At 59.8% G+C, this 25,840-nt stretch carries 28 protein-coding genes and 1 tRNA gene; 17 read left to right on the top strand and 12 right to left on the bottom strand.

Going from position 1 to position 25,840, the window contains the following annotated elements:
* Window positions 1-159: 159 nt before the first annotated feature.
* Window positions 160-711 (bottom strand): hypothetical protein, encoded by a 552-nt coding sequence (locus tag L1C91_RS09135; RefSeq protein WP_234858997.1) that lies wholly within the window; start codon window positions 709-711, stop codon window positions 160-162.
* Window positions 712-892: 181 nt separating this feature from the next.
* Between L1C91_RS09135 and L1C91_RS09130 the strand changes: the two genes are divergently transcribed.
* From L1C91_RS09130 to rlmB, 5 genes are all read left to right on the top strand, one after another.
* Window positions 893-1,465, top strand: a complete 573-nt coding sequence (locus L1C91_RS09130) for a CarD family transcriptional regulator (protein ID WP_234858996.1) — start codon at window positions 893-895, stop codon at window positions 1,463-1,465.
* 67 nt (window positions 1,466-1,532) lie between these two features.
* The gene (gene ispD, locus L1C91_RS09125) at window positions 1,533-2,255 is read left to right on the top strand and encodes a 2-C-methyl-D-erythritol 4-phosphate cytidylyltransferase (protein WP_234858995.1); all 723 of its coding nucleotides are present in this window, start codon (window positions 1,533-1,535) and stop codon (window positions 2,253-2,255) included.
* Between the two features lie 28 nt (window positions 2,256-2,283).
* Window positions 2,284-2,784, top strand: coding sequence for a 2-C-methyl-D-erythritol 2,4-cyclodiphosphate synthase (gene ispF / locus L1C91_RS09120; protein WP_419178738.1), 501 nt, complete (start codon window positions 2,284-2,286; stop codon window positions 2,782-2,784).
* 10 nt (window positions 2,785-2,794) lie between these two features.
* Window positions 2,795-4,174 (top strand): cysteine--tRNA ligase, encoded by a 1,380-nt coding sequence (gene cysS, locus L1C91_RS09115; protein ID WP_234858994.1) that lies wholly within the window; start codon window positions 2,795-2,797, stop codon window positions 4,172-4,174.
* The gene (gene rlmB, locus L1C91_RS09110; protein WP_234858993.1) at window positions 4,175-5,122 is read left to right on the top strand and encodes a 23S rRNA (guanosine(2251)-2'-O)-methyltransferase RlmB; all 948 of its coding nucleotides are present in this window, start codon (window positions 4,175-4,177) and stop codon (window positions 5,120-5,122) included.
* Here rlmB and L1C91_RS09105 read toward each other — a convergent pair.
* The 8 genes from L1C91_RS09105 to thrE are packed head-to-tail and all read right to left on the bottom strand — an operon-like array spanning window position 5,052 to window position 12,068.
* On the bottom strand, window positions 5,052-5,903 hold the full coding sequence (locus L1C91_RS09105) for a metal ABC transporter permease (protein ID WP_234858992.1): 852 nt from the start codon (window positions 5,901-5,903) through the stop codon (window positions 5,052-5,054). The two genes, rlmB and L1C91_RS09105, sit on opposite strands and share 71 nt — an antisense overlap.
* The gene (locus L1C91_RS09100) at window positions 5,904-6,626 is read right to left on the bottom strand and encodes a metal ABC transporter ATP-binding protein (protein WP_234858991.1); all 723 of its coding nucleotides are present in this window, start codon (window positions 6,624-6,626) and stop codon (window positions 5,904-5,906) included.
* The gene (locus L1C91_RS09095) at window positions 6,610-7,542 is read right to left on the bottom strand and encodes a metal ABC transporter solute-binding protein, Zn/Mn family (RefSeq protein ID WP_328219768.1); all 933 of its coding nucleotides are present in this window, start codon (window positions 7,540-7,542) and stop codon (window positions 6,610-6,612) included. Before L1C91_RS09095 ends, L1C91_RS09100 begins: the two co-directional genes overlap by 17 nt.
* A 43-nt stretch (window positions 7,543-7,585) precedes the next feature.
* The gene (otsB, locus tag L1C91_RS09090; RefSeq protein ID WP_234858989.1) at window positions 7,586-8,392 is read right to left on the bottom strand and encodes a trehalose-phosphatase; all 807 of its coding nucleotides are present in this window, start codon (window positions 8,390-8,392) and stop codon (window positions 7,586-7,588) included.
* Window positions 8,392-8,841, bottom strand: a complete 450-nt coding sequence (locus L1C91_RS09085) for an META domain-containing protein (RefSeq protein WP_234858988.1) — start codon at window positions 8,839-8,841, stop codon at window positions 8,392-8,394. The genes otsB and L1C91_RS09085 overlap by 1 nt, the downstream gene beginning before the upstream one ends.
* Window positions 8,838-10,235: an alpha,alpha-trehalose-phosphate synthase (UDP-forming) gene (locus L1C91_RS09080; protein ID WP_234858987.1), complete on the bottom strand. Its 1,398-nt coding sequence runs from the start codon at window positions 10,233-10,235 to the stop codon at window positions 8,838-8,840. Before L1C91_RS09080 ends, L1C91_RS09085 begins: the two co-directional genes overlap by 4 nt.
* 18 nt (window positions 10,236-10,253) lie before the next feature.
* The gene (locus tag L1C91_RS09075) at window positions 10,254-10,595 is read right to left on the bottom strand and encodes a hypothetical protein (protein ID WP_234858986.1); all 342 of its coding nucleotides are present in this window, start codon (window positions 10,593-10,595) and stop codon (window positions 10,254-10,256) included.
* A gap of 42 nt (window positions 10,596-10,637) precedes the next feature.
* The gene (gene thrE / locus L1C91_RS09070) at window positions 10,638-12,068 is read right to left on the bottom strand and encodes a threonine/serine exporter ThrE (RefSeq protein ID WP_234859032.1); all 1,431 of its coding nucleotides are present in this window, start codon (window positions 12,066-12,068) and stop codon (window positions 10,638-10,640) included.
* Between the two features lie 171 nt (window positions 12,069-12,239).
* Here thrE and L1C91_RS09065 point away from each other — a divergent pair.
* The 6 genes from L1C91_RS09065 (at window position 12,240) to L1C91_RS09040 (ending at window position 17,196) form a co-directional block, all read left to right on the top strand.
* A tRNA-Thr gene (locus L1C91_RS09065) sits at window positions 12,240-12,312 on the top strand.
* A 171-nt stretch (window positions 12,313-12,483) separates the two neighbouring features.
* Window positions 12,484-13,059 carry a nicotinamidase gene (locus L1C91_RS09060; RefSeq protein WP_234858985.1) on the top strand — a complete coding sequence of 192 codons (576 nt, stop codon included), beginning with the start codon at window positions 12,484-12,486 and terminating at the stop codon, window positions 13,057-13,059.
* Window positions 13,060-13,136: 77 nt separating this feature from the next.
* Window positions 13,137-14,873 carry a pyruvate dehydrogenase gene (locus tag L1C91_RS09055; protein ID WP_234858984.1) on the top strand — a complete coding sequence of 579 codons (1,737 nt, stop codon included), beginning with the start codon at window positions 13,137-13,139 and terminating at the stop codon, window positions 14,871-14,873.
* 51 nt (window positions 14,874-14,924) lie between these two features.
* Window positions 14,925-15,152, top strand: coding sequence for a hypothetical protein (locus L1C91_RS09050; RefSeq protein WP_234858983.1), 228 nt, complete (start codon window positions 14,925-14,927; stop codon window positions 15,150-15,152).
* 5 nt (window positions 15,153-15,157) lie between these two features.
* Window positions 15,158-15,853 (top strand): response regulator transcription factor, encoded by a 696-nt coding sequence (locus L1C91_RS09045; protein ID WP_234858982.1) that lies wholly within the window; start codon window positions 15,158-15,160, stop codon window positions 15,851-15,853.
* Window positions 15,853-17,196, top strand: a complete 1,344-nt coding sequence (locus L1C91_RS09040) for a sensor histidine kinase (RefSeq protein WP_234858981.1) — start codon at window positions 15,853-15,855, stop codon at window positions 17,194-17,196. The genes L1C91_RS09045 and L1C91_RS09040 overlap by 1 nt, the downstream gene beginning before the upstream one ends.
* Here the strand turns inward: L1C91_RS09040 and L1C91_RS09035 are convergent.
* Genes L1C91_RS09035 through L1C91_RS09025 form a run of 3 tightly spaced genes read right to left on the bottom strand, consistent with a single transcriptional unit; the run spans window position 17,193 to window position 18,577 of the window.
* A complete protein-coding gene (locus tag L1C91_RS09035) occupies window positions 17,193-17,471 on the bottom strand; it encodes a 2Fe-2S iron-sulfur cluster-binding protein (RefSeq protein ID WP_234858980.1) in 279 nt (92 codons plus the stop codon). The genes L1C91_RS09040 and L1C91_RS09035 overlap by 4 nt on opposite strands.
* 24 nt (window positions 17,472-17,495) lie before the next feature.
* Window positions 17,496-18,170, bottom strand: coding sequence for an alpha/beta fold hydrolase (locus tag L1C91_RS09030; protein WP_234858979.1), 675 nt, complete (start codon window positions 18,168-18,170; stop codon window positions 17,496-17,498).
* Between the two features lie 14 nt (window positions 18,171-18,184).
* Window positions 18,185-18,577 carry an HIT family protein gene (locus L1C91_RS09025; RefSeq protein ID WP_234858978.1) on the bottom strand — a complete coding sequence of 131 codons (393 nt, stop codon included), beginning with the start codon at window positions 18,575-18,577 and terminating at the stop codon, window positions 18,185-18,187.
* A 27-nt stretch (window positions 18,578-18,604) separates the two neighbouring features.
* Here L1C91_RS09025 and purD point away from each other — a divergent pair, with 27 nt between their 5' ends.
* The 6 genes from purD (at window position 18,605) to L1C91_RS08995 (ending at window position 25,837) form a co-directional block, all read left to right on the top strand.
* Window positions 18,605-19,894 carry a phosphoribosylamine--glycine ligase gene (gene purD / locus L1C91_RS09020; RefSeq protein WP_234858977.1) on the top strand — a complete coding sequence of 430 codons (1,290 nt, stop codon included), beginning with the start codon at window positions 18,605-18,607 and terminating at the stop codon, window positions 19,892-19,894.
* Between the two features lie 15 nt (window positions 19,895-19,909).
* A complete protein-coding gene (locus L1C91_RS09015) occupies window positions 19,910-21,262 on the top strand; it encodes a TrkH family potassium uptake protein (RefSeq protein ID WP_234858976.1) in 1,353 nt (450 codons plus the stop codon).
* A 1-nt stretch (window position 21,263) separates the two neighbouring features.
* Entirely contained in the window at window positions 21,264-21,917 is a 654-nt protein-coding gene (locus L1C91_RS09010; protein ID WP_234858975.1) for a potassium channel family protein, read from the top strand.
* 66 nt (window positions 21,918-21,983) lie between these two features.
* A complete protein-coding gene (locus L1C91_RS09005) occupies window positions 21,984-23,126 on the top strand; it encodes a pyridoxal phosphate-dependent aminotransferase (RefSeq protein ID WP_419178737.1) in 1,143 nt (380 codons plus the stop codon).
* Complete coding sequence (gene purB, locus L1C91_RS09000) at window positions 23,123-24,532, top strand: adenylosuccinate lyase (protein WP_234858973.1); 1,410 nt, start codon at window positions 23,123-23,125, stop codon at window positions 24,530-24,532. Before L1C91_RS09005 ends, purB begins: the two co-directional genes overlap by 4 nt.
* Before the next feature lie 12 nt (window positions 24,533-24,544).
* The gene (locus L1C91_RS08995; RefSeq protein WP_234858972.1) at window positions 24,545-25,837 is read left to right on the top strand and encodes an alpha/beta hydrolase-fold protein; all 1,293 of its coding nucleotides are present in this window, start codon (window positions 24,545-24,547) and stop codon (window positions 25,835-25,837) included.
* Window positions 25,838-25,840 lie beyond the last annotated feature (3 nt).

Below are 25,840 nucleotides of genomic sequence, written 5' to 3'. Positions count from 1 at the left end.
CATTTTGGCACGCCGCCCGTAAAAAGATAAAGAAAAGGCACCGCAGGGCTGTGCGGTGCCTTGAAAAATGTAGCGCGGGAGGGACCTCCCGCCTGGCCTCAAAACCAGAGCCGACCAGTGCCGGCCAAGACGGCTGGTGCCTAGTACTGGTGCCGAGTACTAGTGGCTGTGACCGGCGTGCTCGGGGGTGTTCTCGCGGGGGTGATCGGAGCCGGCATCGAGGACGGGGGCTGCGATGGTGGCATCGGTGGTGACGCTCAGGTCATTGAACTCGAAGGTCACTTGCTTGTTGCCGCCGAGTGCGAAGCCGGGGTTGTCGACGGTGTTGGCGACGTAAGTGATGCAGGCTTCCTTGTCCTGGGCAAGATTGTCGAGCTCTGCTTCGCTGTCTGCGACGAGGCTGCAGTTCGGCTCGATGGTGAGGTCCTCTTCATTGAACTTGACGGTCTGGTCGCCGACGGTCACCTTTTTGAGGGTGTGGGAGTCGGAGCCGACGGGATCGAGGTTGATTGCGGTGAACTTCAGGGCTGCTTCGCCTTCGTCGTCGACCAGGACGGTGACGTCGCGGACGGCGATGTGCTCGTCGGTGGCGGAGGCGCCATCGACAGCGGCTACTTGGTTGGCGGTCTGGGAGATCTGGCCAGCACCGCAAGCGCTCAAGGTCAGGGTTGCTCCGGCGAGTACGGCCACCGTCAACTTCTTGGAGATCACAGGTTCGTCCTTTTCTTTTCGCTGCTTTTTGCTGATTGTTGTGCACACTTGGGCTGTGTGGCTCGAGTGTGCGGTTATCCGTTGTATTAGTTTAGTCGCTAGATGGGACCTAGCCTATTTCTGTGCCCCCGGACGTGGTAGCATCGACTAGCTGAAATCTTCAAGGCCATAGGAGCAGTCAATGGATTTTAAGGTCGGGGACGTTGTCGTCTACCCCCACCACGGTGCCGCAGTCGTTGAGGCGATTGAGCAGCGCGATATGGGAGGGGAGACACTGGAGTTTCTGGTCCTTCAGATCCACCAGTCGGATTTGACGGTTCGTGTGCCTGCGAAGAATGCGGAGTTGGTGGGTGTCCGTGACGTGGTGGGGGAGGAAGGCCTGTTGAAGGTTTTCTCTGTGCTGCGTGAGGTTGATGTTGAGGAGGCCGGCAACTGGTCTCGCCGCTACAAGGCTAATCAGGAGCGTTTGGCTTCTGGCGATGTTAATAAGGTCGCTGAGGTTGTGCGTGATTTGTGGCGCCGCGATCAGGATCGTGGTTTGTCTGCTGGTGAGAAGCGCATGTTGGCGAAGGCTCGTCAGGTGTTGGTGGGCGAGTTGGCGTTGGCTGAAAACGTTGATGAGAAGAAGGCAGATGAGCTCGATGCTCAGATGCTGGCAACGTTGGAGCGTCAGAAGAGTGACGGTGTGGCAGAGGAGCCTAAGCCCGAGCCTGCCGACGATGTTGATCTTGATGACTTGGATTTTGACGACTAGTCGTTTGTGTCGGTGGCGTGGGGTGGCTGCCGGCGTTGGGCGATGCTAGTGGCGTTGGGTTTTTCTTGTGTGTAGTCGACGTGTTGCTGCTGTGATTGTTGCGGCGGGTTCGGGTACTCGTTTGGGGGCGAATAAGCCGAAGGCTTTGGTGGAGCTTGGGGGTAGGTCTTTGCTTGATCGTGCCCTTGCGGGGGTGTGTGCTGCTGGTGTGGATCGTGTTGTTGTCACGGTGTCGGCGGATATGCGTGATGACGCCGCGGTGGTTGCGCTGGGAAGCCAGCCTGGGGTGTGTGTGATTGAGGGGGGTACGGAGCGTGCGGATAGTGCTTGGAGGGGCGTGCAGCTCGCGTATGAGTTGTTGGGCTGTCCGGGTGAGGGGGAGGCCACGATCATGGTGCATGATGCTGCGCGTTGTTTGACTCCGCCTGCGATGATTGAGCGGGTGATTGATGCTGTGGCTGCGGGGGCGCGTGGGGTGATTCCTGCGTTGCCGGTGGTGGATACGATCAAGGTTGTTGATGGGGCGGAGCAGGTTGTGGGGGCGCCGCAGCGTGCGATGTTGCGTGCGGCGCAGACTCCTCAGGGGTTTGATGCTGCGACTTTGGTGCGGGCGAATCGGCAGTGGCAGCAGTCTCAGGGGGCGGGGGATGCTGCTGTGGTGACTGATGATGCTTCTTTGTTGGAGTTGATTGGTGTGCCTGTGCAGGTGGTTGAGGGGGCTGCTGAGGCCCTGAAGATTACGAACCCTATCGATATGGTGGTCGCGGAGTTTTATCTGTCGCGTGGCTAGGCGGGGTGGGCAAGTATCATCGGGGCCTATGAGCGTGAATATGAATACTGCTGTTGGGTTGCCTCGGGTGGGTACTGCGTTTGATGCGCATCAGGTTGAGGCCGGTAAGCCTTGTTGGATTGCTGGTTTGTTGTTTGAGGGGGTTGATGGTTGCGAGGGGCATTCGGATGGTGACGTCGTGACGCATGCTGTGATCGATGCTGTGCTGGCTGCGTCGGGTTTGGGGGATTTGGGCAGTTTTGTTGGGGTGGGTCGGCCGGAGTATGACGGGGTGTCGGGGGAGCAGTTGTTGCGGGAGCTTCGCGAGTTGTTGGATCGGGAGTCGGTTGTTGTGGGCAATGTGTCGGCGCAGTTGATTGCGAATAGTCCGAAGATGTCTGCGCGTCGTGTGGAGGCGGAGGAGCGTTTGTCGGAGTTGTTGGGTGCGCCTGTGTCAGTGTCTGCGACAACGACTGATCATATGGGCTTTACGGGCGAGGGCCGTGGGCGGGCTGCCATCGCTACTGCTTTGGTGTATGGGGGTGTATAGACTTGAGTCCGTGACTTTACGCATTTATGATTCGGCGACCAGACAGCTCCGCGATTTTGAACCTTTGCACCCCGGTCATGCGTCGGTGTATCTGTGTGGTGCGACGGTGCAGTCGGTGCCGCATATTGGGCATCTGCGTAGTGGCGTGGCGTTCGATATTGTGCGTAATTGGCTTGAGTACAAGGGTTTTGACGTCGCGTTCGTGCGCAATGTCACCAACATTGATGACAAGATCCTGACGAAGGCTGCAGAAAATGGTCGCCCGTGGTGGGAGTGGGCGGCTACTCATGAGCGTGCTTTTAACTGGGCTTATAGCCAGTTGGGTGTGCGTCCGCCGTCGTTGGAGCCTCGGGCGACGGGCCACATTACTGAGATGGTGGAGTACATGCAGCGCATTATTGATGCGGGCCATGGCTATGCCTCGGATGGCAATGTGTATTGCAGTCCGGCAACTATCGAGGGCTATGGCCAGTTGTCTGGCCAGAAGCTTGACGAGATGGATCAGGGGGAGTCTGCCGGCACTGGTAAGCGTGATCCTCGTGATTTCACAATGTGGAAGGCTGCTAAGCCGGGTGAGCCTTCGTGGCCTACCCCGTGGGGTGACGGCCGCCCTGGTTGGCATATTGAGTGCACAGCGATGGCTACCAAGTATTTGGGTGCGGAATTCGACATCCATGGTGGTGGCTTGGATTTGAAGTTCCCCCACCACGAAAACGAGATCGCTCAGGCTCATGCTGCTGGTGACGGTTTTGCCCGCTATTGGATGCACAACGGTTGGGTGACGATGGCCGGGGAGAAAATGAGTAAGTCCCTGGGCAACGTGTTGAGTGTCGAGAACATCACCAAGATTGTGCGGCCTGTGGAGCTGCGCTACTACCTGGGTAGCGCTCATTATCGCTCGATGATTGAGTACTCAGAGGGTGCCCTGTTGGAGGCTGCTGCGGGCTACCGTCGCATTGAGGATTTTGTCTCGAAGTTCCCCGATGTCGAGCCTGGCGAGGTCGCCCCGGAGTTCGCCGAGGCGATGGACGAGGACTTCGCCGTGCCGAAGGCTTTGGCGGTGATCCACGGCGCTGTCCGCAAGGGTAATACTGCGCTGGCTGAGGGCGATCGGGAGCAGGCTAGTGCCTTGGCTCAGTCGGTTCGCGCGATGGCTGCTGTGCTTGGCGTTGACCCGCTGGCGGAAACCTGGCACAGTGGGCAGGATAATTCTGCTGCGATGGGCGCACTGGATGCCCTCGTGGAGGCGCAGCTTGTTCGCCGGGCGCAGGCACGAGCAAACAAGGATTGGGCGGTTGCTGATGAGGTGCGTGACACCCTCGCGGCTGCTGGTGTCGAGGTTATTGACACGGCGGATGGCGCCCAGTGGCAATTGAAGGCAGGTAAGTAGATGGCAGGCAACTCTCAGCGTCGGGGCGCGATGCGCAAGACGAACAAGAAGGGCCAAGTTGTTGGTTCTGGTGGTCAGCGCCGCCGTGGTTTGAAGGGTAAGGGCCCGACGCCTAAGGCGGAGGATCGCACCTATCACGCAGCGTATAAGCGCAAGATTGAGCGCGAGCGTCGCGCGCAGGGGCGTCATCAAAAAGATGATGGCAACGAGTTGGTTGTCGGCCGTAACCCTGTGGTGGAGTGTTTGAAGGCGAAGGTTCCCGCCCAGACGTTGTATGTGGTGGAGGGCACCCAGAACGATGACCGTTTGAGCGAGGCTGTGCAGTTGTGCCGCGCGCGTTCCATCCCGACGGTTGAGGTGCCGAAGCACGAGATGGATCGCATGACCGGCAATGGCATGCACCAGGGCATTGGTTTGTTGATCCCCCCGTTTGAGTACGCCGATGTTGAGGATTTGATTGATGACGTCGCGTCGCGTGGCGAAGACGGTTTGATTGTCTGCCTCGACAACATTACGGATCCGCGGAACCTGGGTGCGGTGATTCGTTCTGTGGCGGCGTTTGGTGGCCATGGTGTAGTTGTTCCGGAGCGTCGTTCTGCGTCGGTGACTGCTGTTGCGTGGCGTACGTCCGCTGGTACGGCTGTGCGTCTGCCTGTTGCGAAGGCGACGAATATGACGCGTACGTTGAAGCGTTTCCAGCAAGCCGGCTACCAGGTGGTTGGTTTGGATGCGGGCGGGGACCACACCTTGGACACTTATGATGGCACCGGCCCGGTGGTTATCGTTGTTGGTTCTGAGGGTAAGGGCATGTCCCGCTTGGTGCGGGAGACCTGCGATTCTGTGATGAGTATCCCGATGGTGGGTTGGGTGGAGTCCCTTAACGCCTCGGTTGCTGCTGGTGTTGTGCTGTCGGAGTTTGCACGCCAGCGCCGCGCACAAACCCGATAGCTCGGCAGATCAGGTAGATCCCAAAGGATATTCCGGTTACGAATACGCTGACCGGCAGGCCGGGGGCTAGTGAAAGCACGAAGCCCCCGGCCGCTGCTATTTCCGCGAAGATTACTGACCAGATGGTCGCCGCCACGGGATTGTTGGTGATGTAGACCGCTGATGCGCCGGGGGTGATCAGCAGCGCCATGACCAGTAGTGCGCCGACGATTTGTACGCTTTGTGCGCTGCTGAGGCCGACTAGTATCGCGAAGTACACCGATAGGGCGCGAACGGGTACGCCGTGTGATGCGGCGATGAGGGGGTCGGCGGAGGCGAACAGGAGGGGCCTCCACAGGATGATGACGGAGCCGACAACCACGACTGTCACCGCGGCGAGCAACCCGACGCTGGCTCCGGATACGCCAACGATTTGTCCGGTGAGCAGTGAAAAAGCGGTCGATGCGCGCCCGGGGTAGAGGTGGATGAACAACACAGATAAGCCGAGCCCGAAGCTCATCACCACGCCTACCGCGGCGTCTTGTTGCTTGAAGCCCAGCAGCGTCAAAGCAATCGCTGCAACGATCGATCCCACGACAGCGCCGAATCCAACGTTGAGGCCAAACAATAGTGCGGCGGATGCGCCCATCAGCGCCAGCTCAGAGGTGCCGTGTACCGCGAAACTCATTTGGCGAAGGACAATCATGGGCGCCATCACACCAGAGAGCACCCCCAGTAGTGCTGCCGCAATCAGCGCCTGTTGGACAAAACCAACCTGCAGCAAATCCCACGTTGCTTGCATTTAGACAACCACCAATCGTCCGTCGACTCGCACCACACGCACGGGTGCTTGGTATAGCTCGCTTAGCACCTCGTCGCGCATGACCTCATCAACCGTGCCCAGCGTGTGACCGTGAGGTGCGAGGTAGAGAACGCGGTCCGCGACGTCAAGAATCGGATTGATGCCATGGGTGACAAACAGTATTGACGTCGCGTGCTGCTGGCGTCGCTGCTCAAGCATCGCGACGGTGCGTTGCTGGGCGCCCACATCGAGCGACAGCAGGGGCTCGTCGCACAGCAGAACTTTCGGGTTGCAGGACAAGGCTTGGGCTTGGCGCACGAGCTGTTGCTGGCCCCCGGATAAGTGTCCTACCCGAAGATCCGCGATGTGGGAGGCTCCCACTTGCTCCAATAGCTCGGAGGCGCGTTGCTGGGCGCCCCGGGCCTTCCAAATGGGGCCGTGGTTGCAGGACAGGGAGACGAGGTCCCGCACCCGCATGGGGAGCTCGGCGGGGAACATGCGCTGCTGGGGGATATAGCCCACACGGTCACACACCTCGACCGTGCCTGAGCTCAGTGAGCGGATGCCCAAAATGACGTTCAGCAGGGTGGATTTTCCCACCCCGTTGGGGCCCAGGACCGCGACGAACTCGCCCGGGGCAAGGTCGAAGTCGAGGTCGCTCCACAGCGGATCCACCGCCGCGGAACGAAAAGAAATCAGCGCTGGGCTACTTGACTGCGGCAAGGCGATCGACCGCTTGGGTGAAGAAGTCGTAGAAGCTCTGCCCCTTTTCCGGGGTTTCCGAGATTTCCACCACGGAGACATTGTTCGCCTTGGCGGCATCAAGGAGTTGCTTGGTGGTGGGGGTTTCAGTCTGGGGGTTGTAGACCAGCACGTCGAGCTCGCCGGAGTTGATCAGGTCGAGGAAGGCGGAAACGTCCGCCGCGGTCGGCTCGGCCTCGCTCAAGGTGGTGTGGCGGTAACCCTCGGGGGTGCTTTCGATCATCGGGGAGTGGTTGATGATGTAGTCCGCGATGGGTTCGGTTTGTGCGACGCGCACGGCAGGAAGGTGATCGATCTTTTCGTGCAGGGTATGCATCTGCTCGTCCAAGGTGTCGGTGCTTGCCTTGGCGCCGAGCTTCTTGGCTGCCTCTGCGAGGTCCTCGCCGACGTGCTGGACGGCGTGGGTGTCGTACCAAATGTGCTCGTTGACTAGCCCATCAGCATCATGGTCACCGTGGTCATGGTGGTGGCCCTCGTGGTCGTGGTCATGCTCGTCGTGCCCGGTCTCGCCGTGATCGTGATCGTGCTCGGTGAGGGGGAGGGCGTGGACGATCTTGTCGGGGTCGATTGCGCTGTACAGCCACGCGTCGTAGCCGCCACCACCGACCACAACGATGTCAGCGGCCTTGGCCTTGGCCATGTCGGCTGCGGTGGGCTCGAAGAAGTGGGGGTCGGTGTCGTCGCCGTCGATGATGGAGGTCACCTCGGCGTCGGGAACAACGGTCGAGGCCACGTCGCCCCAGACGTTGGTGGAGGCGACGATGCTGATGGAGCCGTCGTCTTTGACCATGGACGATTCAGTCGCCGGGTCAGTGGCGGTGGAGCTGCAGGCAGCTAGGGTTGCGGCAAGAGGGATAGCGAGAAGAAGCTTTTTCATGCTTTCCAACCAACTACGTTTGAAAACAATTGTCAACTGAAAATCATTGAGAACGGGGGTGCTCTTTAATGAAAATCTGTCGGGCTTTAGCCAGCTCAGATAGCATTTCCCCAACCTCGCGGATGCCCGCCACCGTGGCATGGGCCTCAGTCACACCATCCCCAACCTTCACACCCCGCAGCACCCCATTATGCCCCGCAGACTCCAACGCCCGCAGCGCAGAAAAACCATGCTCATCCGTCACATCATCACCGATAAACACCACCCCAGCCCCGGCCGGCAAACCCTCAACCTGCTCCCGCAGCCAATCGCCCTTCGTCACCGCAATGGGGGAGTACTCCACCACGCACTTGCCCTCACTAAAACCACCCCGGCTGCACCCCACCCCAGCAGCACGACGCAGCAACGCCTCAGCCACCGCGGCGTCAGCAACCCCACGAACGTGAAACACACGGTGATACGGCTTATGCTCCACAAACGCCCCAGAGCAACCAGAGCTGGCAATCAAGCGCTCCCAGGCCTGCGCTACCTCATCCAAACAACGCTGCAGCTCGGGTGAAACACGGGCACCCTCCTCGCGCTGCGCACCATGGGACCCCACCAACGCGATCGCCGAATCCCGGCACACCCCAGACGCCGCACGCAAACTCTCCACCGAACGTCCCGACAACAAAGCCACCGACGTGTTTGGCAGAGCAGACAACGCGCGCAAGGCATCCATGCTGGGCGCATGCACCGCGACGTCATCAGGGTTAGGGTTGAAACCCGCCAGGGTGCCGTCGAAATCGCTAACAACCAGCAGAAACTCGCAAGCCGGCAGCCGCTTGAGCGCGGGAATCAGCACAGACATCAGTACACCAGGCGGATCGCCGGGCTATCCAAACCACTCGGCTGCTTCTGCAACACAAGCTCATGGTTCTCATGCCGCAAATCAAAGCCCCCCTCGAGCATCGACGCAAGCTCCTGATGCACATACATCGCCTGACCAGAGCACTCCGGGGAAGGATCATCCACACGCAGCGAACTAATAGTCAATGACGTCGCGTCCTGCGGCGACGCACCGCCATAGATGACCTTCCCATGCAAAGGCGCACAACCGGTATTACCCGCCAACGTCGAACGACCAAACACCAACACCGCCTTGCCAGCAATATCATCAGGCACACCACTGGGGGTATCCGCCGACACATACACATCGGTGATCTGCCAGGTCACGGTGTCCACATGGGCGCGCTCAGCGCAGCCCACCAGCAGCGAACCCGCGCACACAACCGCAGCAACAGCCCTCGAGCGCATCATTTGACCTCCAACAGTTCCAAAAAATCCTGCGCCCAGCGGTGCACATCAAAGGTGCGCACATTGTCCACCATCAGCGATATGCGTGCCTGCGTATCCGACGCGGCGTCATCACCATCTTTAACAACCCCGCAGCCACGCAGCGCCTGCAGCATCGCCTCGGTGATCGAAGGAACATCATGCGGGTTGCACAGATGCGCCTGGGTCAGCTGAGCCGCAGCCCCCGCAAACTCCGACAACACCAACGCCCCCGAACCATCCTCGTGGCACGCCACGTACTCCTTGGACACCAAGTTCATGCCATCCTTCAGCGGCGTCACCACCATCACGTCCGCGGCAGCATACAAGGCGGCCAACTCTTCGGCAGGCAAAGAGCGGTGGAGGTAATGCACCACCGGGGTGCCCACCGCGGCGCACTCACCATTGATGCGACCCACCAACTGCTCCACCGAATCACGAGTCGCCCGATAATGGTCAATGCGCTCCCGCGAAGGCGTAGCAACCTGCACAAACACCACCGAACCCGGCTGGTGCTCGGGGAGTTGATCAAGCAACTGCCGGAACGCCTGCAGCCGCTGCGAGATGCCCTTGGTGTAATCCAGACGATCAACCCCCAACAACACAGCCTGCGGGTTACCCAAGCGCCGACGCAACGCCTCCACCGCTCCGGACTTGCGGGCCTGCTTCGCGCAGGCAGCCATCGAGCCGTAATCGATTGAAATGGGGAAGTCCCGAACCACCGGGGTGCGCTGCAGCTCCTCCGGTTCCAGCAGGCTCTGCCGAAGCTGCAGGTAGTTGTCAGCCCCCGACGCCAATTGAAAACCGATGACGTCGGCCGCATCCATGCCCACAAGCAACTCGCGGCGCCACGGCAACTGCTGGAACAAGTCGACCGAAGGGAAGGGGATGTGGAGGAAGAACCCAACGGTCAGATCCGGCCGAGCTTGTTTCAGCAACTGCGGTAGCAACTGTAGTTGGTAGTCCTGCACCCACACGGTCGCGCCGGGCTCGGCGCATTCGACGACAGCCTGCGCAAAACGCTGATTGACCTGGCGGTAGGTTTCCCACCATTGCTCGTTGAACACGGGGGTGACGATCAGGTCGTGGTAGAGCGGCCACAGGGTGGCGTTGGAAAACCCCTCGTAGAACTGCTCGAAGTCTGCTTGCGACAGTGCCACCGGGTGCAGGCTCAGCCCTTCGAGCGTCATGGGATCAAGTTCGTGGTCGATGGCTCCCGGCCACCCCACCCACACCCCATCGCGCTGGGCTAGAACCGGGCGAAGTGCACTGACCAAGCCGCCCGGGCTAGATGAAACCACCTGATTGCCGCACTCGTCCACAGAGATGTCGACGGGCAACCGTAAAGACGCTACGACAAAACTGCTGGTGCGGTTCACAACAACGACCCCTGGGTGTTATCCGGCTTTTTTGGTGGTCTTCTTGCTTGTTTTCTTAGTGGTCTTCTTCGTGGTTTTCTTGGTCGTCTTCTTGCTGGCCTTCTTCGTGGCCTTCTTGGTGGCTTTCTTGGAGGCCTTCTTCTTGGCCGGGGCGGGTTCCGGCTCGGCGAATTCCGCTGCGATCTTGCGGTAGGACAACCCTTGGGGTTCGACACCAAGCATGCACGCTAGGGTCGCGAAATCGAGGAAGTCCTCCGAGTATGTTGCGACGATACGGCGGGCTGCATCTGCGGTGGCTGCCTCCACAGCGTGGAGAGATTCCGCAGCGTTGGAGCGGGTGTCAGTGACCTTAGGTGGCAAGGGATGTCCTCCGTAAAAGAATCTTTTTAGTGCTCATCTACTCTACGCTACTGGGCGCTTGAAAGGAGAGCTGCGTAGGCGTCGCATCGCCTGGTAGGGGCGGAACATGGGCGGGCGGCGAAGTTTTCGGGCTACCCATTCGCCAAGAACAACGCCGGCAGCCAGGGATGTTGCGATGGCCAGAGCCAAGGTCATTGCGGAGTATCCGACCACCATTTGGTCATGCATGATGGCATACATGCCTCTGTAGATGGCCAAACCTGGCAGCAGCGGAGTAATGCCCGCGACCGCTGTGATCAACGGCGGTACTTGGAAGCGGCGGGCGAGCAGACCACCGAACAGGCCAATCATGGTGGCCGCGATGCCAATACCTACGACGGGGCCGACGCCCTGCGGCAGCAACACCAGGTAGTAGATCCCGGAACCGGTCACCGATGCGAGGCCGGAAATAAACACCGAGGACCATTCCGAATAGCAGGCGATGGCAAATCCCGCCGAAGCAATAGCGCCGGAAATGACCTTGACGGTAGCGCTGGAAAAGCCAGTAGTCGGGCTGGTTTCGTACAGGGGCAGCGAGATGCCCAGGTACGCCGAGACCTCCAGGCCGATACCAACCCCGGCGACGATTCCGCCCGTGAGCAGCATCGTTTCGAAGAATCGGGCGCCCGCGGTGACAGGCGCTCCGGTGATGCCGTCCTGTAGCGCTTGCACGAGTGTCAAACCCGCCAGCATCACCACGATCCCCGAAGCAATAATCTGTCCCGGGGCCAGCTGGAACCCCTGGGAAATCACAAAGTGGTACATCACGGCGGCGGGCATTGTCGCCACGAAACCGCCATAAATATTTTGGAAGAACAACGGCAGGTGTTTGCTGTCCAGCCAGGCGCTTCCACCCATAATCACCAATGCTGACGCCGCGGATATCGCCGCGACAAGCGCGTTACCGCCCAGCAACACGGCGACGGCCGCAGCCATGAGGGACCACCCGAAAAGACTCATCTTCAGGCCGAAGGGTGGTGGGGCGACGATGAGCTCATCTAGTGCCTTTTCTGCGACCGCGGGTGGTGTGGCGCCCGCCTGGATGGAGCGAATCAGCCGGTCGACTTCGCTCAACTTTGAAAAATCAATGGTGAGTTTTCGAACCACACGGAACACGCTGATGGGTGCACGGTTTGAGGTGCCGACGATGGTGAACACCGTGATGGTGTTCAAGGTGATGTCCACGTGGCAGTAGTGCAGTCCATATGCGCTGGCCACCGCATGGATTTGAGCCTTGGCGTCGCTGTTGGAGGTGCCGGAACTCAGCAGAATGCCGCCGATCCGGGCAGCAATGTCCATCACGCCGGAGACTTGGCCCGGGTCGGTGAGGTCCACCGGGGCTAGAGGTGAAAGCGGTGGAGCAGCCTTGACAACGTCGATCGTCGCGGCGTCAGGATGAAGCACGGCCTCGGAGGCGTCGCGTCGCAGCAGCATGTCTCGGACGCGCCGCGGATCTAGAAATTTGGCTAGCTGCACAGAGTGTTTCCCTCGGAGACGGACGGGGTTTGGTGGCGATGGCCGTTGTTAGGGTAGTATTCCACACTGGCTTTTGGATTCACCATTGGGACGCTGCGAGTGCTGTGCCCGGTGTGAAACGCTGGCTGTGCTGGAGTGGCGCAATTGGTAGCGCAACGGTCTTGTAAACCGTAGGTTGTGGGTTCGAGTCCCATCTTCAGCTCTTTTTTCTTCCCATGGGGGCGTGGGGGTGCACAAATATCGGGTGGGGCGGTTGCCTCCGACTGGCGACCTGGGGAAACAGACGGTGAGGTGCTCGCCCACCCGAAATTTGTGCACGTTTTCCGTGCGTCACTCGACTGGGTAGTGTTTGAAAAGTATTACACTTGGCTGCATGCGCGCACTCATCGTTGTTGACGTCCAGCCCGATTTTTGCCCCGGTGGCCCCTTGGCCACATCACAAGGTGACGCTGTTGCCGCAGGCATCGCCCAGCATATCCGCAACAATGCTGGACGCTACGATGCCATCGTTAGCACACAGGATTGGCACATTGACCCGGGCAGCCACTTTTCCGATACACCCGATTTTAAGGATTCGTGGCCTGTTCACTGCGTCGCCGAGACACCCGGGGCCGCACTGCACCCCAGCTTAGATTCCGTGGCGGACAGTATTGAGGCGCGCTTCCTTAAAGGCGAATACTCGGCGGCGTACTCCGGTTTCGAAGGCCACCTTGCCGGCAGTGAGACTACCTTGGCGCAGTGGCTACAAGGCCGCGGTATCACCGACGTTGACGTCTGCGGGATCGCCACCGATTACTGCGTTCGGGCGACCGCTACGGATGCGCTGGCGGAAGGTTTCGGTGTCCGAGTGTTGCAGGACCTTTGTTCAGCCGTCGCGGAGGACACCGGTCAGCAGGCCCTCAGCGCACTGGAAGGCAGCGGTGCCGCCATTGCCTCTAGCGGTGAGTAAGGGCACGCCAAGGGTAAGTGTGAATACTTTTCCATAATTTGCTGCGTGTCCCCTCTAAAGGTGTTTATACTTGGGTCATGGCAAAAAACTTTGCGAAGCAAATTGTGGAGGCGCTCGAGCGCCAGGGCGTCAAACGTATTTACGGTCTGGTTGGCGACAGCCTCAACCCGATTGTGGACGCCATTCGCACCTCCAGCATCGAGTGGATCCACGTCCGCAATGAGGAAGCGGCAGCCTTCGCAGCAGGCGCAGATTCCCTCGCTGCTGACGAACTAGCCGTGTGCGCCGGTTCTTGCGGCCCGGGCAATACTCACTTAATCCAGGGGTTGTTTAACGCCCACCGCGATCACGCCAAGGTGTTAGCGATCGCCAGCCACATTCCCTCCAACCAGATTGGTTCGACCTTCTTCCAAGAAACTCACCCGGAGATTCTGTTCAAAGAGTGCTCTGGTTACTGCGAAATGGTGAACTCCGCCGAGCAGGGCGCCACGATCCTGCACCACGCTATCCAGTCCACCATGGCGGGTAAAGGTGTATCCGTGGTGGTCATTCCCGGCGACATCACCACCCAGGAAGCCGACGAGGACACCACCCTCAACTCCGTTATTTCCACCAAACGCCCCGTTGTGTTCCCCCACCCGGAAGAGTCCGCGGCACTGGTTGAAGCTATCAACAAGGCAAAAACTGTTACATTGTTCTGCGGTGCTGGCTGCAAGGACGCCCATGCAGAGGTGATGGCCCTCGCTGACAAGATCAAGGCGCCGGTCGGGCACTCCCTGGGCGGAAAAATGTACATCCAGTACGACAACCCCTTCGAAGTGGGCATGTCCGGGTTGCTCGGCTACGGTGCCTGCTACGACGCGATGCACGAGGCAGACCTGTTGATCCTCCTTGGCACCGACTTCCCCTACAACGCCTTCCTGCCGAAGAAGAACGTGGCGCAGGTTGATATTGACGCCGCGGCGCTCGGCCGCCGAACGACCGTCACCTACCCCGTGGCCGGCGACGTCAAAGCAACCATCAGCAACATCCTGCCGTCCATTGAGGAAAAAACGGACCGTGCGTTCCTGGACAAGATGCTGAAACTGCACCACAAGAAGCTCCGCGACGTCGTCGAAGCTTACGCAAAGGACGTGGAAAACCACACGCCTATCCACCCCGAGTACGCAGCCAGGGTGCTGGACGAACTCGCGGCCGAGGACGCTATTTTCACTGTCGATACTGGCATGTGCAACGTGTGGGCCGCGCGCTATGTCAGCCCCAACGGCAAACGCGAACTGTTGGGGTCTTTCCGCCACGGGTCGATGGCCAACGCCATGCCCATGGCTATCGGCGCGCAAGCCGCACAGCCCGACCGCCAGGTCATTTCCATGTCCGGCGACGGCGGACTGTCCATGCTCATGGGTGACCTGTTGACGATCGCCTCGGAAAAACTGCCGGTCAAAACCGTTGTCTTCAACAATTCCACGCTCGGCATGGTTCGCCTGGAGATGCTCGTCGATGGGCTGCCCTTCTTCGGCACCGACGTCAACGACGTCAACTACGCCGACATCGCCACCGCCTGCGGCATTCATTCTGTGCGCATCACCGACCCCGCCCAACTGCGCCAACAGATGGAAGAAGCGCTCGCGCACCCAGGGCCTGTGCTTATTGACGTCGTGACCGACCCGGATGCACTGTCCATTCCGCCCCACATCACCTTCGACATGCTGCTGGGATTCTCCAAAGCAGCAACCAAGACCGTCTTCAACGGCGGTGTCGGGGCAATGCTCAGCCTCGCGGAATCCAACCTCCGCAACATCCCCAAGCCCTAAGCACCCCCGCTGGGCAGGCTATTATGCGGCCTGCCCTTTACACTGTGTTGTATGGCTACGGCACCCCGGCCGCTGCGCACAGCTCCATCGGCGAGCGCCTACCTTGGCAAAACCGTCGCATACAAGATGGAGACCACGAAGGACTCCATTGCCTACTATGCAGACGGCAAGGAAGTCCTGATCAAAGACTGGACGGCTGCTCCCGGCAGCGGCGCAGTCGATGTACAGGAAATTCACAGCCGTATCGAAGCGCTATTGCAGAGCTACGGTCTTAAATAGAGGGCATGGATATGGCACGCGTACTCGTCGTCGATGACGAACCGAACATTGTGGAACTGCTGTCCGTCAGTTTGAAGTTCCAGGGCTTCGAGGTGGAAACAGCAGGCAGCGCGGCTGAAGCGCTGAAGAAGGCCGATGTATTCCAGCCCGAGGCTTTCATCCTCGACGTGATGATGCCCGGAATGTCCGGTTTCGATCTGCTGCCGCAGTTGCGTGCCAAAGGCTTCGACGGCCCCGTGCTGTTCCTCACCGCAAAAGATGCCGTTGAGCACCGGATCCATGGGCTGACCATCGGCGCGGACGACTATGTCACCAAGCCTTTTTCCTTGGAGGAAGTCATCACCCGCCTGCGTGTCATCCTGCGCAGGGCCAGCGCCGCCCAGGAAGACGACACCCCGAGCACGGAGCTCAGCTACGCGGACCTCACCCTCAACGACGCCACCCACGAGGTAACCAAGGGCGGCAAGATCGTCGAACTGTCGCCCACCGAGTTCAATCTCCTGCAGTACCTCATGCTCAACGCGGAGGTTGTGCTCAGCAAAGCAAAAATTCTTGACGCCGTGTGGCACTACGATTTCGGCGGTGACGGAAACGTCGTCGAATCCTACATCTCTTACCTCCGCCGCAAAATTGATCCCGACCAAGAGCTGATCCACACCGTCCGCGGCGTCGGCTATGTTCTTCGACTGCCCCGAAGCTAATGAAACTTCGCACACTGCTTGTGCTGCTGGTGCTCAGCATCAGTGGCGCGGGGTTGGCGGCCAGCTCGACGGTCGTCGAGTCCATCATGAAGGACTACATCTACTCCAAAGTCGATGAAGACCTCGACCAGGCACTCAACGGGTGGGCGGGCCGCCCAGAGTTACTCACCGGTTCAGCGGTCAGCACCCTGAGGCCGCCCTCTGCCATGTACGTGATGAAGATTCGTGATGATGGCACCTACATCCTCAACGACTCGGATTCTTCCCCAGACCTCACCCAACTGCATTCTTCCCCGCAGACGGTGCCGGCTGCGTCAGACTCGCCCAACAAGAGCCCATGGCGCGTCATGGTGGGCAAACAAGGCTCAACCACAACCATCGTTGGCTGCAGTCTGGAAAAAGAAAACTGGATCCTGGGGCGCCTTGCCCGCGTCCAACTGGTCATCGGTTTGCTGGTGCTGTTGGTCGTCGCAGTCGTCGGCCTCTATGCGGTCCGCAGGGCACTACGCCCCTTGCGTGAAGTCGAGGCCACTGCCTCCGCCATCGCATCTGGCGACCTGGATCGTCGCGTCCCTAATGACGCCGCGATGGCCGTTGAGGTCGCAAGCCTCGCGACGTCATTCAACGTGATGCTGGGGCAGTTGCAGGAATCAATCGTCAGCGCCCAGGAAAAAGAACAACAAATGCGGCGCTTTGTCGGTGACGCATCCCACGAACTTCGCACCCCGCTGACCAGCGTTCGGGGCTACGCCGAACTGTACCGCTCCGGGGCCACGCAGGACGCGGATATGGTCATCGACAAAATCGAAGCTGAAGCCGGGCGGATGAGCTTGCTGGTGGAAGACCTTCTGGCACTGACCCGCTCCGAATCTACGCTGGTGCGTAAACCCGTCGACGTGCTAGACGAGGCCATGGGCGTCGCAAGTTCTCTACGGGTCGCATATGGTGGACAACTCGATGTGGAAAACACCTGCGAAACCTGCCCCGTGGTCAACGCCGACCCTGCGCAAATTCACCGCATCCTCACCAACCTGGTGTCCAATGCGTTCATCCACGGCGGGGATCACGTGCTGATCCAAGTTAGCTGCGACGACACCACGGTGCGAGTAATTGTTGCCGACAATGGTGGGGGAGTGCCCGACAAAGACCTCGATCACGTCTTCGAACGCTTCTACCGCAGCGATGAATCACGCACCCGAGCCAGCGGTGGCTCCGGCCTGGGCCTCGCTATCGTTCAATCCCTGGCGGTCGCCCACGGTGGGGAGGTCACGGTGCACAACGACACCGACGGCCGCTACCTAGGCGGGGCAGTGTTTGAAATACGCTTGCCCACGAGCTGTTAAAAGTAGTAACTCACTTCGACGGCGTTATCATCGCCGTCGCGCACGGTCTGGCAGGCCAAACGCTGCCCCTCGGCAATCTCATCATCGAAGAGCACATTGTTGTTCAGCATGGTTGTCGCAGCCCCCTCGACGAAACACTGACAGGCACCGCACTGCCCAGCCTGGCAGGAATAGGGTGCTGGAACACCAGCATCAAGCATCGCCTGCAGCAAAGTGCCCTCAGACCACTCGAATGAGTATTCTTCCCCGTCGACTTCGACTACGCACTGGTCCATAACAATCTACGCTCCTAACAAGCACTAAGCCGTGTCGGCCGAGGGGATATCGAGCGCCTCAAGAATATGCGCCACCAGGTCCGTCATCTTCCCATGCTCAACACCATCGACGTGCACGACGTGGCCAATGTCTTCCACATTGGAACTTGAACGGGGAACCACGGTATCAGCATCACTGATCACAGACACAACCATCAAATCCGGATGCATGTGCTTATCCGGGGCCGGCGGAACCTCGAAAATTAACTGGTCGAAACTGGGGCCCACCAGCCAACGGATCACGCGGCGCTGCAGACGAGTACCCGTCACAGGCATTCCCTTAAACGCAGCCCCCAAACCCACAATGCTTCGGATCCGCCCCGCAAACTCCGGCCGAGCAGCAAGACGAAACGCCATGTAGCCACCCAAAGAATGCCCCACCAAATCAACCACCGGGACATGGCGCAACACATCACGAACAGCCTCGGCCAGTTGCTGCTCGCCGTGCCCCAAATCCGCTAAACCGCGGCGGGCATAATCAACGCCCACCGCAGGTATTCCAGCAGCCTGCACAGCGCGCGCAGCCGCCTCGAAATTGCCGGAGGAACCAAAACTGCCATGCAAAAACACAACAGCGCGATCGTGGCCCTCCAAAGCTAGAGGCTCCGGAAACGTTCCCCGCCGGGGAACCAGACGCATCAACTGCTGGACGATAGTCATCGCTTGTACGCGGCTTAACCCAGTGCCTCAGCGATACGCGAGGCAAGATCATCCATCGCGGCGTCATCAAGCGAAGGCATCGGAGGCGCGGTGATCTCCTCCATACCGTTGGCCCCAAACACGTGGATGTGGGTGTGAGGCACCTCGAAACCGGCGATCATGTACGCGGCACGCTCCGCGCCAGTCACATCCATCACAGCTCGACCAACTTTCTGCGCCACCTCGTTGAGGTGAGCCCACAGCTCCGGCGAGAGATCGGTCCACTTGTCGACCTCCTCCACTGGAACAACCAAAGTGTGGCCGGGGGTGAAAGGCTCAATGGTCAAAAACGCCACAACCGAATCATCCCGATAGACGAAACGGCCCGGAAGCTCACCCGCAATGATTTTGCTAAACACGCTAGACATGGCTTCGACAATACTAGGATGGAACTCATGCGCATTCTCGTCATCGGGTCCGGAGCCCGCGAACACGCCCTCCTAACTGGTATGAAAGCCCCACACAACGAGCTACACGTGGTGCCCGGAAACGCCGGAATGGCTGACCTCGCCACCCTCCACAAGGGGGTAGTGGACGACCAAGCAAACATGGTGGCGCTGGCGCAGGACATCAAGCCCGACCTGATCGTCGTCGGCCCGGAAATCCCGCTCGTTGCCGGTGTCTCCGATGCGCTGCGCCACGCGGGTTTCCTGGTGTTCGGCCCCTCCCAGGCGGCCGCCCAAATCGAGGGTTCTAAAGCCTTCGCCAAAGACGTCATGACCGAAGCTGGGGTTCGCACCGCGCACGCCGAAGTAGTCCCCGCAGGCTCCACCCCAGAGGAAATCGACGCAGCACTCGACCGCTTCGGCCCCACGTGGGTCGTCAAAGACGATGGCCTGGCCGGCGGTAAAGGTGTTGTTGTCACCCCGAACATTAACGAGGCGCGCGCACACGTCAACGCCGTGCACAAGGCCGGCAACCCCGTGTTGCTGGAAAGCTTCCTCGACGGTCCTGAAGTGTCACTGTTCTGCCTGGTAGATGGCGAAACCGTGGTGCCCCTGCTGCCCGCCCAGGACCACAAGCGCGTGCGCGATAACGACGAAGGCCCCAACACCGGTGGCATGGGTGCATACACGCCGCTTCCGTGGCTGCCCACGGACGGTGTGCAACGCATCGTCGACGAAGTATGTGTGCCGGTCGCCCGCGAAATGGTGCGCCGCGGAAACCCCTACCAAGGCTTGCTCTACGCCGGCCTCGCGTGGGGTAGCGAAGGCCCCGCAGTTATCGAATTCAACTGCCGTTTCGGCGACCCAGAAACCCAAGCCGTGCTGATGATGCTCGAAACCCCACTCGATGACGTGCTCGCAGCAGTCGCCCGCGGTGAGCTCGCCGACCTGCCGCCCTTGGCTTGGCGCGAAGGCTACGCACTTACCGTCGTGCTTGGAGCCCCGGGCTATCCCGAAAAGCCTGTCACCGGCGGCATCATCACCGGTGCCGAAAACACAGACAATGCAGACAGTGATGACGTCGCGGTGGTTCTGCACGCAGGAACCTCACGGGGCGAGGACGGTGAGTTGGTGTCCGCAGGCGGACGAGTACTCAACGTCGTGGCGCATGGGGCAACTTTGGAGCAGGCCCGCGATGCCGCCTACAAGCGCCTGGAACAGATCAACTTGGATGGCGGGCACTACCGCACCGACATTGCACTGCCTGCTGTCGAAGGCCGCATCACTATTCCAAATTAGCCCCCAGCTAGTCCCATGAAGGATTCACATAGTTTTTCGCCAGCGCAACTGGTTGCCGGTAGCTTCGCACTGTTGGTTCTTGTCGGCACCACCCTGCTGCTATTGCCCATGTCGCGCGCCGACGGCAGTGCGGATTTCGTGACCGCGTTGTTCACCGCGACGTCAGCAGTATGTTTGACGGGTTTGATTGTGGTAGACACTGCAACCTACTGGAGCCACTTTGGCCAAGCGGTGATCATGATGCTCATCCAACTGGGTGGTCTAGGCATCATGACCCTCGCGACCATCGCAAGCTGGGTGATCGCCGGCCAGATCGGAGTGAAGTCCCGCCTCAACGCATCGGCTGAGGGGCGCGGGGGCAACCAACTGGGTGATGTTAAAACCCTGCTGGTCGCAACGTTGAGTTTCACCGCTGCGGTCGAGGGGGTTATCGCGACGTTCCTCATCGCCAAGTTCCACCTCAGCTACGGCTACGACTGGGGCTCCGCGATCTGGCAGGGTACCTTCCACTCCATTTCTGCGTTCAACAACGCGGGCTTCTCGCTGGAAAGCGACAACCTGGTGCTCTTTGTCAACGACATTGGGCTGCTGTTCCCCATCGCCTGCTCCATCATGATCGGCGGCGTGGGCTACCCCGTGCTGCTAGAGCTAACCTTGCGTTTGCGCCGCCGCACCCAAGGGTTTAAGTACCTGCCTCGGCTGTCGCTGACCACGCAGTTTGTTCTTGCCGGCTCCCTGATTCTGTGGAGCGTCGGCGCCTTGGGCGTTGCCGTGTTGGAGTGGAACGGTGCCCTGAGCGGGTTGAGTATCCTCGGCAAAATCTCCAACGCCATTTTCCAGTCGGTGTCTACAAGAACCGCTGGTTTTAACGCCATTGATGTGGGTGCTTTCCACCCCTCGACATTGATTTTGAGTGACATCATGATGTTCATCGGTGGCGGTTCTGGTGGTACCGCAGGTGGCGTGAAGATCACCACTGTTGCTGTACTGCTTGCGGTGATGGTGAGCGAAATCCGTGGTGACGAATACACCCTGCTGTCCGAGCGGCGCATCCCCAACCGCACCATGCGTCAGGCTTTGGCTGTGTTCATGCTGGCGGGTTCGATCGTCGTGGTGGCTATCGGCCTGGTGCAGTTGCTTGCCCCGGAGTTTTCCACCCATCAAATTGTGTTCGAGGTGATTTCGGCGTTCGCAACCGTCGGATTGTCCACCGGTATTACCGGAAGTTTGCCGGTGAGCGCGAAACTACTGATCACTGTCCTTATGTACTCGGGACGTATCGGCCCCATCACCCTGGTGGCAGCTATGGCGGCGCGTTCCCAACGTCGCCAGTACTCCTACCCTGTTGAAAGGCCCCTCATTGGTTAACATGTTTAGTTCTCGCGGTTCCAAGACCCCACCGGTGATCATTCTCGGTTTGGGCCGTTTCGGCTTGGCCTTGGGGGAGGAGCTCGTGCACTCCGGTGTGGAGGTGTTGGGTGTTGACGCCGACGAAAACATTGTTTCCGCTGCGGCGCAGGTCCTCACACACGTGGTGACCGCTGACACCACCAATATCGAGGCACTCAAGCAACTCAGTGTGCACGAGGCTCAGCGCGTCGTGATCGCCATTGGCTCCGACATGGGCGCGTCTGTTCTGACTGCTTCCGCTGTGATCGACCTGGGGGTTCCCAGCGTGTGGGCGAAAGCGGATAACAACAGTCACGCGAAGATCCTGAACAAGATCGGCGTGCACCATGTGGTGCGGCCTGAAAGGGATACCGGACGTCGCGTTGCGCACCTGATGTCCGGCCGCCTTGAGGAATACATTGAGTTCGAGCGTAACTTCGCAATGGTCAAGTTGGCGCCGCCGGTGTCGACGATCGGCAAGCCTATTGAGCAGTGCCCGGTGAGCATCGTGGCGATCAAACCGGCTGAGGGCGTATTTTCTTTGCCAGAGCCCGGCACAGTGTTGCAGCCGGGTGATTTGGTGATCGCCGCGGGGCCGGTGCGCGAGCTCGAGAAATTCGGCGAGAGCGACTAGCCGATGAAGTTTCGCGTGATGGATCTTGTCTCCCGGGCTAACCAGCCGAGAGACATTGTCTTGTGCGTGGGACAGCCCCCAACAGGAGCTCCTCGCACGGCTCTAGATGCGGCACGCGAGGCAATGGGCAGCCTGCCGCTGGGATACACAGCCATCGAAGGTATCCCGCAACTCCGCCAGCGCATCGCCGAAGACTACCCGGGATCCACCGCTGATGACGTGGTGGTAACCACCGGGGCTTCCGGCGGGCTAACTGCCCTATTTATGGCGCTCAAAGCCCTAAAAGCGCGGGAAGTACGCAACAATGACGTCGTGGGGGAGACCTCTGCTGGCGGGCAGGTCGCCGTGGCGATGGCGCGGCCCGGATACCCGGCCTACCGCAACCTGCTGCGCAGCATCGGATGCGGCGTAGTCGAGATGCCTTGCGGCATGGACACCCGCTTCCAGCCCACCGCCCCAATGGTGGAAGGCATGCTCGCAGAGCACCCTGAGGTAGCCGCGGTCATTGTCACCAGCCCAGCCAACCCCACCGGAACCATCATCGAGTCGGATGAACTGGAAGCGATTGCGCGCGTCTGCCAGCAACGCGGCGTCATCCTTATTTCCGACGAGATCTACCACGGTTTGGAATACACCGACCACACCTGCACCAGTGCGTGGGGCATGCGTGGAGATGCGGTGGAGCACAACGTGGTGGTCGTTGGATCCTTTTCCAAGTTCTATTCAATGACCGGCTGGAGGGTCGGGTGGCTCCTCCTACCGCCGAGCGTGCGGGACATGGTCGTCGACATCCAAGGCAACCTCGCTTTATGCGCGCCAGCAGTTTCACAATACGCCGCGCTGGGGGCCTTCGACTCCGAGGAACCACAAGCGCACGTCGCTCATTACGCGCGCAACCGCGAACTACTCAGCACAGCACTAGAAGGTGCCCTGCCCCACGCCCCCATCGAGGGCGCTTTCTACGCCTGGGTAGATGTCTCATCGCTTACCGATGACTCCGAGGCGTGGTGCAACGAGCTTTTGGACCGCTTCCGCATCGCGATCGCGCCGGGCATCGACTTCGACGAGGTTGATGGCCACCGCTACGTTCGCATCAGTTTTTGCGGCGACACCAAGGAACTTGGCGCGGCGATGGATATCCTCGCGGCCAACTATCTGAAATCAACTAGCATTAAACCCGATCTGTTTAACACCGAGGAATATTCATGAAAAACGTACTAGCCAGCCGATACGCCAGCGACGAACTTGTCCGTCTGTGGAGCCCCGAACACAAGATTGTTCTGGAGCGCCAATTGTGGATCGCCGTGATGAAGGCCCAGAAGGACCAGGGCATCGACATTCCGGATGAAGCAATCGCCGCCTACGAGGCCCACATTGATGAAGTCGACTTGGAGTCGATCGCGGCGCGTGAACGCGTGACCCGACACGACGTCAAGGCCCGGATTGAAGAGTTCAATGCTTTGGCTGGCTACGAGCACATCCACAAGGGCATGACTAGCCGTGACTTGACGGAAAACGTCGAGCAGCTGCAGATTTACCGCTCCCTGGAGCTCATGCGAGACAAGGCCATTGCGGTCGCCGCCCGCATCGGTGTGCGCGCCGAGGAAAACCGTAGCCTGGTGATGGCTGGCCGTTCCCACAACGTTGCCGCACAGGCCACCACCTTGGGTAAGCGTTTCGCCTCTGCCGCCGACGAGCTGCTGGTTGCTATTGATCGAGCCGATGATCTTTTGGGCCGCTACCCTTTGCGTGGCATTAAGGGCCCGATGGGTACCGCCCAGGACATGCTGGATCTGACGGGATCCCAGAACAACCTCGATGCTTTGGAGCGTCGCATTGCCGAGCACCTGGGCTTTGACCGAATTTTCGATTCCGTCGGCCAGGTCTACCCGCGGTCTTTGGATTTTGATGCCGTGTCAGCCCTAGTCCAATTGGGTGCCGGCCCTTCGTCTTTGGCTCACACTATCCGCCTGATGGCTGGTAACGAGACCGTGACGGAGGGCTTCAAGGAGGGCCAGGTTGGTTCTTCCGCTATGCCCCACAAGATGAATGCTCGTTCCTGCGAACGCGTCGGTGGTTTGCAGATTATTCTTCGCGGCTACCTGACGATGGTTGCTGATTTGTCGGGCCAGCAGTGGAACGAGGGCGATGTTTTCTGTTCGGTGGTTCGCCGCGTGGCTTTGCCGGATGCCTTCTTCGCTCTCGACGGAATGTTTGAAACCTTCCTGACGGTGTTGGATGAGTTCGGTGTATTCCCCGCGATGATTGCCCGCGAGCTTGAACGCTACCTGCCCTTCCTTGCTACGACCCGTATTTTGATGGCTGCCGTGCGTGCGGGCGTGGGACGCGAGGAAGCCCACGAGGTTATCAAGGAGCACGCCGTTGCGGTTGCGTTGAACATGCGTGAAAACGGTGGCGGCCAGGATCTCATTGAGCGTTTGGCTGCGGATCCGCGTCTGCCGATGAGCAAGGAGGATCTGGACGCCGCGTTGGCTGATCGCCATGCCTTTGTTGGGGCCGCAGAGTCCCAGGTGGATCGCGTGTTGGCTAGGATTCAGGCCAAGGTTGATGAGCATCCAGAAGCTGCGGCCTACACACCTGGCGATATTCTCTAAGGGCCGATCGGGATGAACGAGCTGCTGCAGATCGGGGAAACCTCGATTACGGATACCACGGCGCGCGTCGTCATCATCGCTGTCTTGACCTTGTGCGTCATGTTTACAGCGCGCGCCCTCTATCACCGCAAGCACGCCAAGATTCGTCACCGTACACTCGCCGCTTTGGCAGTGTCGGTGGCGTTCACCTTTTTGGTGTGTCTGGTGATGGAAGTCTGGTGGGATCCCTTCCCCGAGGAGGTCCCGTGGTTCATCTATGTTTCCGGCGGTCTGGCGGCATTTGTGCTGTTCAGCGCTATTGTTCAGACGGGGCGGCGCAAAACCGGCGTGATTATCGCTGTGATTGCGGTGGCGTTTGCGTGGGGTTTGTCCAACACTGTGTACAAGCAGTTTCCGACAGTGCGTTCGCTAGTGCCGGAACCTAAAACTGTTGCGATGGACTATACGCAGTTTAAGCAGCAGAAAGACGTGCCCACGCTGCACGGTCGCGAGGTCGGCGCCTTGGTGACGGTGGATATTGAAGCGCCGGTGTCGGGCTTCAATCACCGGGATGCGGTGGCGTATTTCCCGCCGGCGTACTTCGCAGAGCCCGATAAGGACCTGCCTGTTGTGGTGCTCATGGCCGGTAATCCAGGTACCCCGATGCAGTGGTTTAGGGCCGGTAGTGCAGAGCAGACGCTCGATGACTACCAGGCGGAGCACAAGGGTGTTGCCCCCATCGTGATCAGTGTCGATGCCACAGGCAGCTTGTCGGCGAACCCCATCTGCGTGGATGGCCCGAAAGCGAAGGTTCAGACTTACCTGGCGGTGGATGTTCCTGCGCAGATCAAATCGAAGTTCCGGGTCAACCCGGACCAAAGCCGGTGGACGATCGGCGGTTTGAGCTACGGCGGAACGTGCGCGCTGCAGGTGATCACTAATGCACCCGAGGCCTACGGCACCTTCTTGGATTTCTCTGGCCAGGCGGAGCCGACCATCGGCGACCACGCCAAGACCGTGGAGCAGTTTTTCGGTGGGGATGAAGCCGCGTTCCAGGCTGTGAATCCCGAGCACCTTCTTCAACATGCTGCCCAGTTGGTGGCGCAGGGGCAGCCAAGCCCGTACGCCCACATTGATGGTCGCTTTATTGCCGGTAGCGAGGATAAGGATTCGGTTGAGGCGCTTAAGCATCTCAACGAGTTAGCCCAGGCGGCGGGCATGCACACTACGTTTGCGACAGTTGGTGGTGGGCACAGTTATCAGACGTGGCGTGAGGCCTTCCGAGAAGTCATGAACTTCCTTGCCCAAAGAGAAAACCTCCAGTAGAAG

This window comes from Corynebacterium argentoratense, assembly GCF_021491455.1.
GTDB classification, from domain to species: Bacteria; Actinomycetota; Actinomycetes; order Mycobacteriales; family Mycobacteriaceae; genus Corynebacterium; species Corynebacterium argentoratense_A.
Note: the sequence above shows the minus strand (reverse complement) of the source record. Positions and strands in the feature narration are given on the sequence as shown.

Bases quoted from the DNA above. Each gene is read 5' to 3' on its own strand.
- thrE (WP_234859032.1), bottom strand. From the start codon at position 12,068: ATGCTGCTGCGACGCGACGCCTCCGAGGCCGTGCTTCATCCTGACGCC.
- L1C91_RS09105 (WP_234858992.1), bottom strand. From the start codon at position 5,903: ATGCAAGCAACGTGGGATTTGCTGCAGGTTGGTTTTGTCCAACAGGCG.
- L1C91_RS09085 (WP_234858988.1), bottom strand. From the start codon at position 8,841: ATGATGCGCTCGAGGGCTGTTGCTGCGGTTGTGTGCGCGGGTTCGCTG.
- L1C91_RS09055 (WP_234858984.1), top strand. From the start codon at position 13,137: ATGGCAAAAAACTTTGCGAAGCAAATTGTGGAGGCGCTCGAGCGCCAG.
- L1C91_RS09015 (WP_234858976.1), top strand. From the start codon at position 19,910: ATGAAGGATTCACATAGTTTTTCGCCAGCGCAACTGGTTGCCGGTAGC.
- L1C91_RS09025 (WP_234858978.1), bottom strand. From the start codon at position 18,577: ATGTCTAGCGTGTTTAGCAAAATCATTGCGGGTGAGCTTCCGGGCCGT.
- rlmB (WP_234858993.1), top strand. From the start codon at position 4,175: ATGGCAGGCAACTCTCAGCGTCGGGGCGCGATGCGCAAGACGAACAAG.
- L1C91_RS09050 (WP_234858983.1), top strand. From the start codon at position 14,925: ATGGCTACGGCACCCCGGCCGCTGCGCACAGCTCCATCGGCGAGCGCC.
- L1C91_RS09045 (WP_234858982.1), top strand. From the start codon at position 15,158: ATGGATATGGCACGCGTACTCGTCGTCGATGACGAACCGAACATTGTG.
- L1C91_RS09060 (WP_234858985.1), top strand. From the start codon at position 12,484: ATGCGCGCACTCATCGTTGTTGACGTCCAGCCCGATTTTTGCCCCGGT.
- purB (WP_234858973.1), top strand. From the start codon at position 23,123: ATGAAAAACGTACTAGCCAGCCGATACGCCAGCGACGAACTTGTCCGT.
- L1C91_RS08995 (WP_234858972.1), top strand. From the start codon at position 24,545: ATGAACGAGCTGCTGCAGATCGGGGAAACCTCGATTACGGATACCACG.
- L1C91_RS09040 (WP_234858981.1), top strand. From the start codon at position 15,853: ATGAAACTTCGCACACTGCTTGTGCTGCTGGTGCTCAGCATCAGTGGC.
- otsB (WP_234858989.1), bottom strand. From the start codon at position 8,392: ATGTCTGTGCTGATTCCCGCGCTCAAGCGGCTGCCGGCTTGCGAGTTT.
- purD (WP_234858977.1), top strand. From the start codon at position 18,605: ATGCGCATTCTCGTCATCGGGTCCGGAGCCCGCGAACACGCCCTCCTA.
- ispF (WP_419178738.1), top strand. From the start codon at position 2,284: ATGAGCGTGAATATGAATACTGCTGTTGGGTTGCCTCGGGTGGGTACT.
- L1C91_RS09095 (WP_328219768.1), bottom strand. From the start codon at position 7,542: ATGAAAAAGCTTCTTCTCGCTATCCCTCTTGCCGCAACCCTAGCTGCC.
- L1C91_RS09010 (WP_234858975.1), top strand. From the start codon at position 21,264: ATGTTTAGTTCTCGCGGTTCCAAGACCCCACCGGTGATCATTCTCGGT.
- L1C91_RS09030 (WP_234858979.1), bottom strand. From the start codon at position 18,170: ATGACTATCGTCCAGCAGTTGATGCGTCTGGTTCCCCGGCGGGGAACG.
- L1C91_RS09035 (WP_234858980.1), bottom strand. From the start codon at position 17,471: ATGGACCAGTGCGTAGTCGAAGTCGACGGGGAAGAATACTCATTCGAG.
- L1C91_RS09130 (WP_234858996.1), top strand. From the start codon at position 893: ATGGATTTTAAGGTCGGGGACGTTGTCGTCTACCCCCACCACGGTGCC.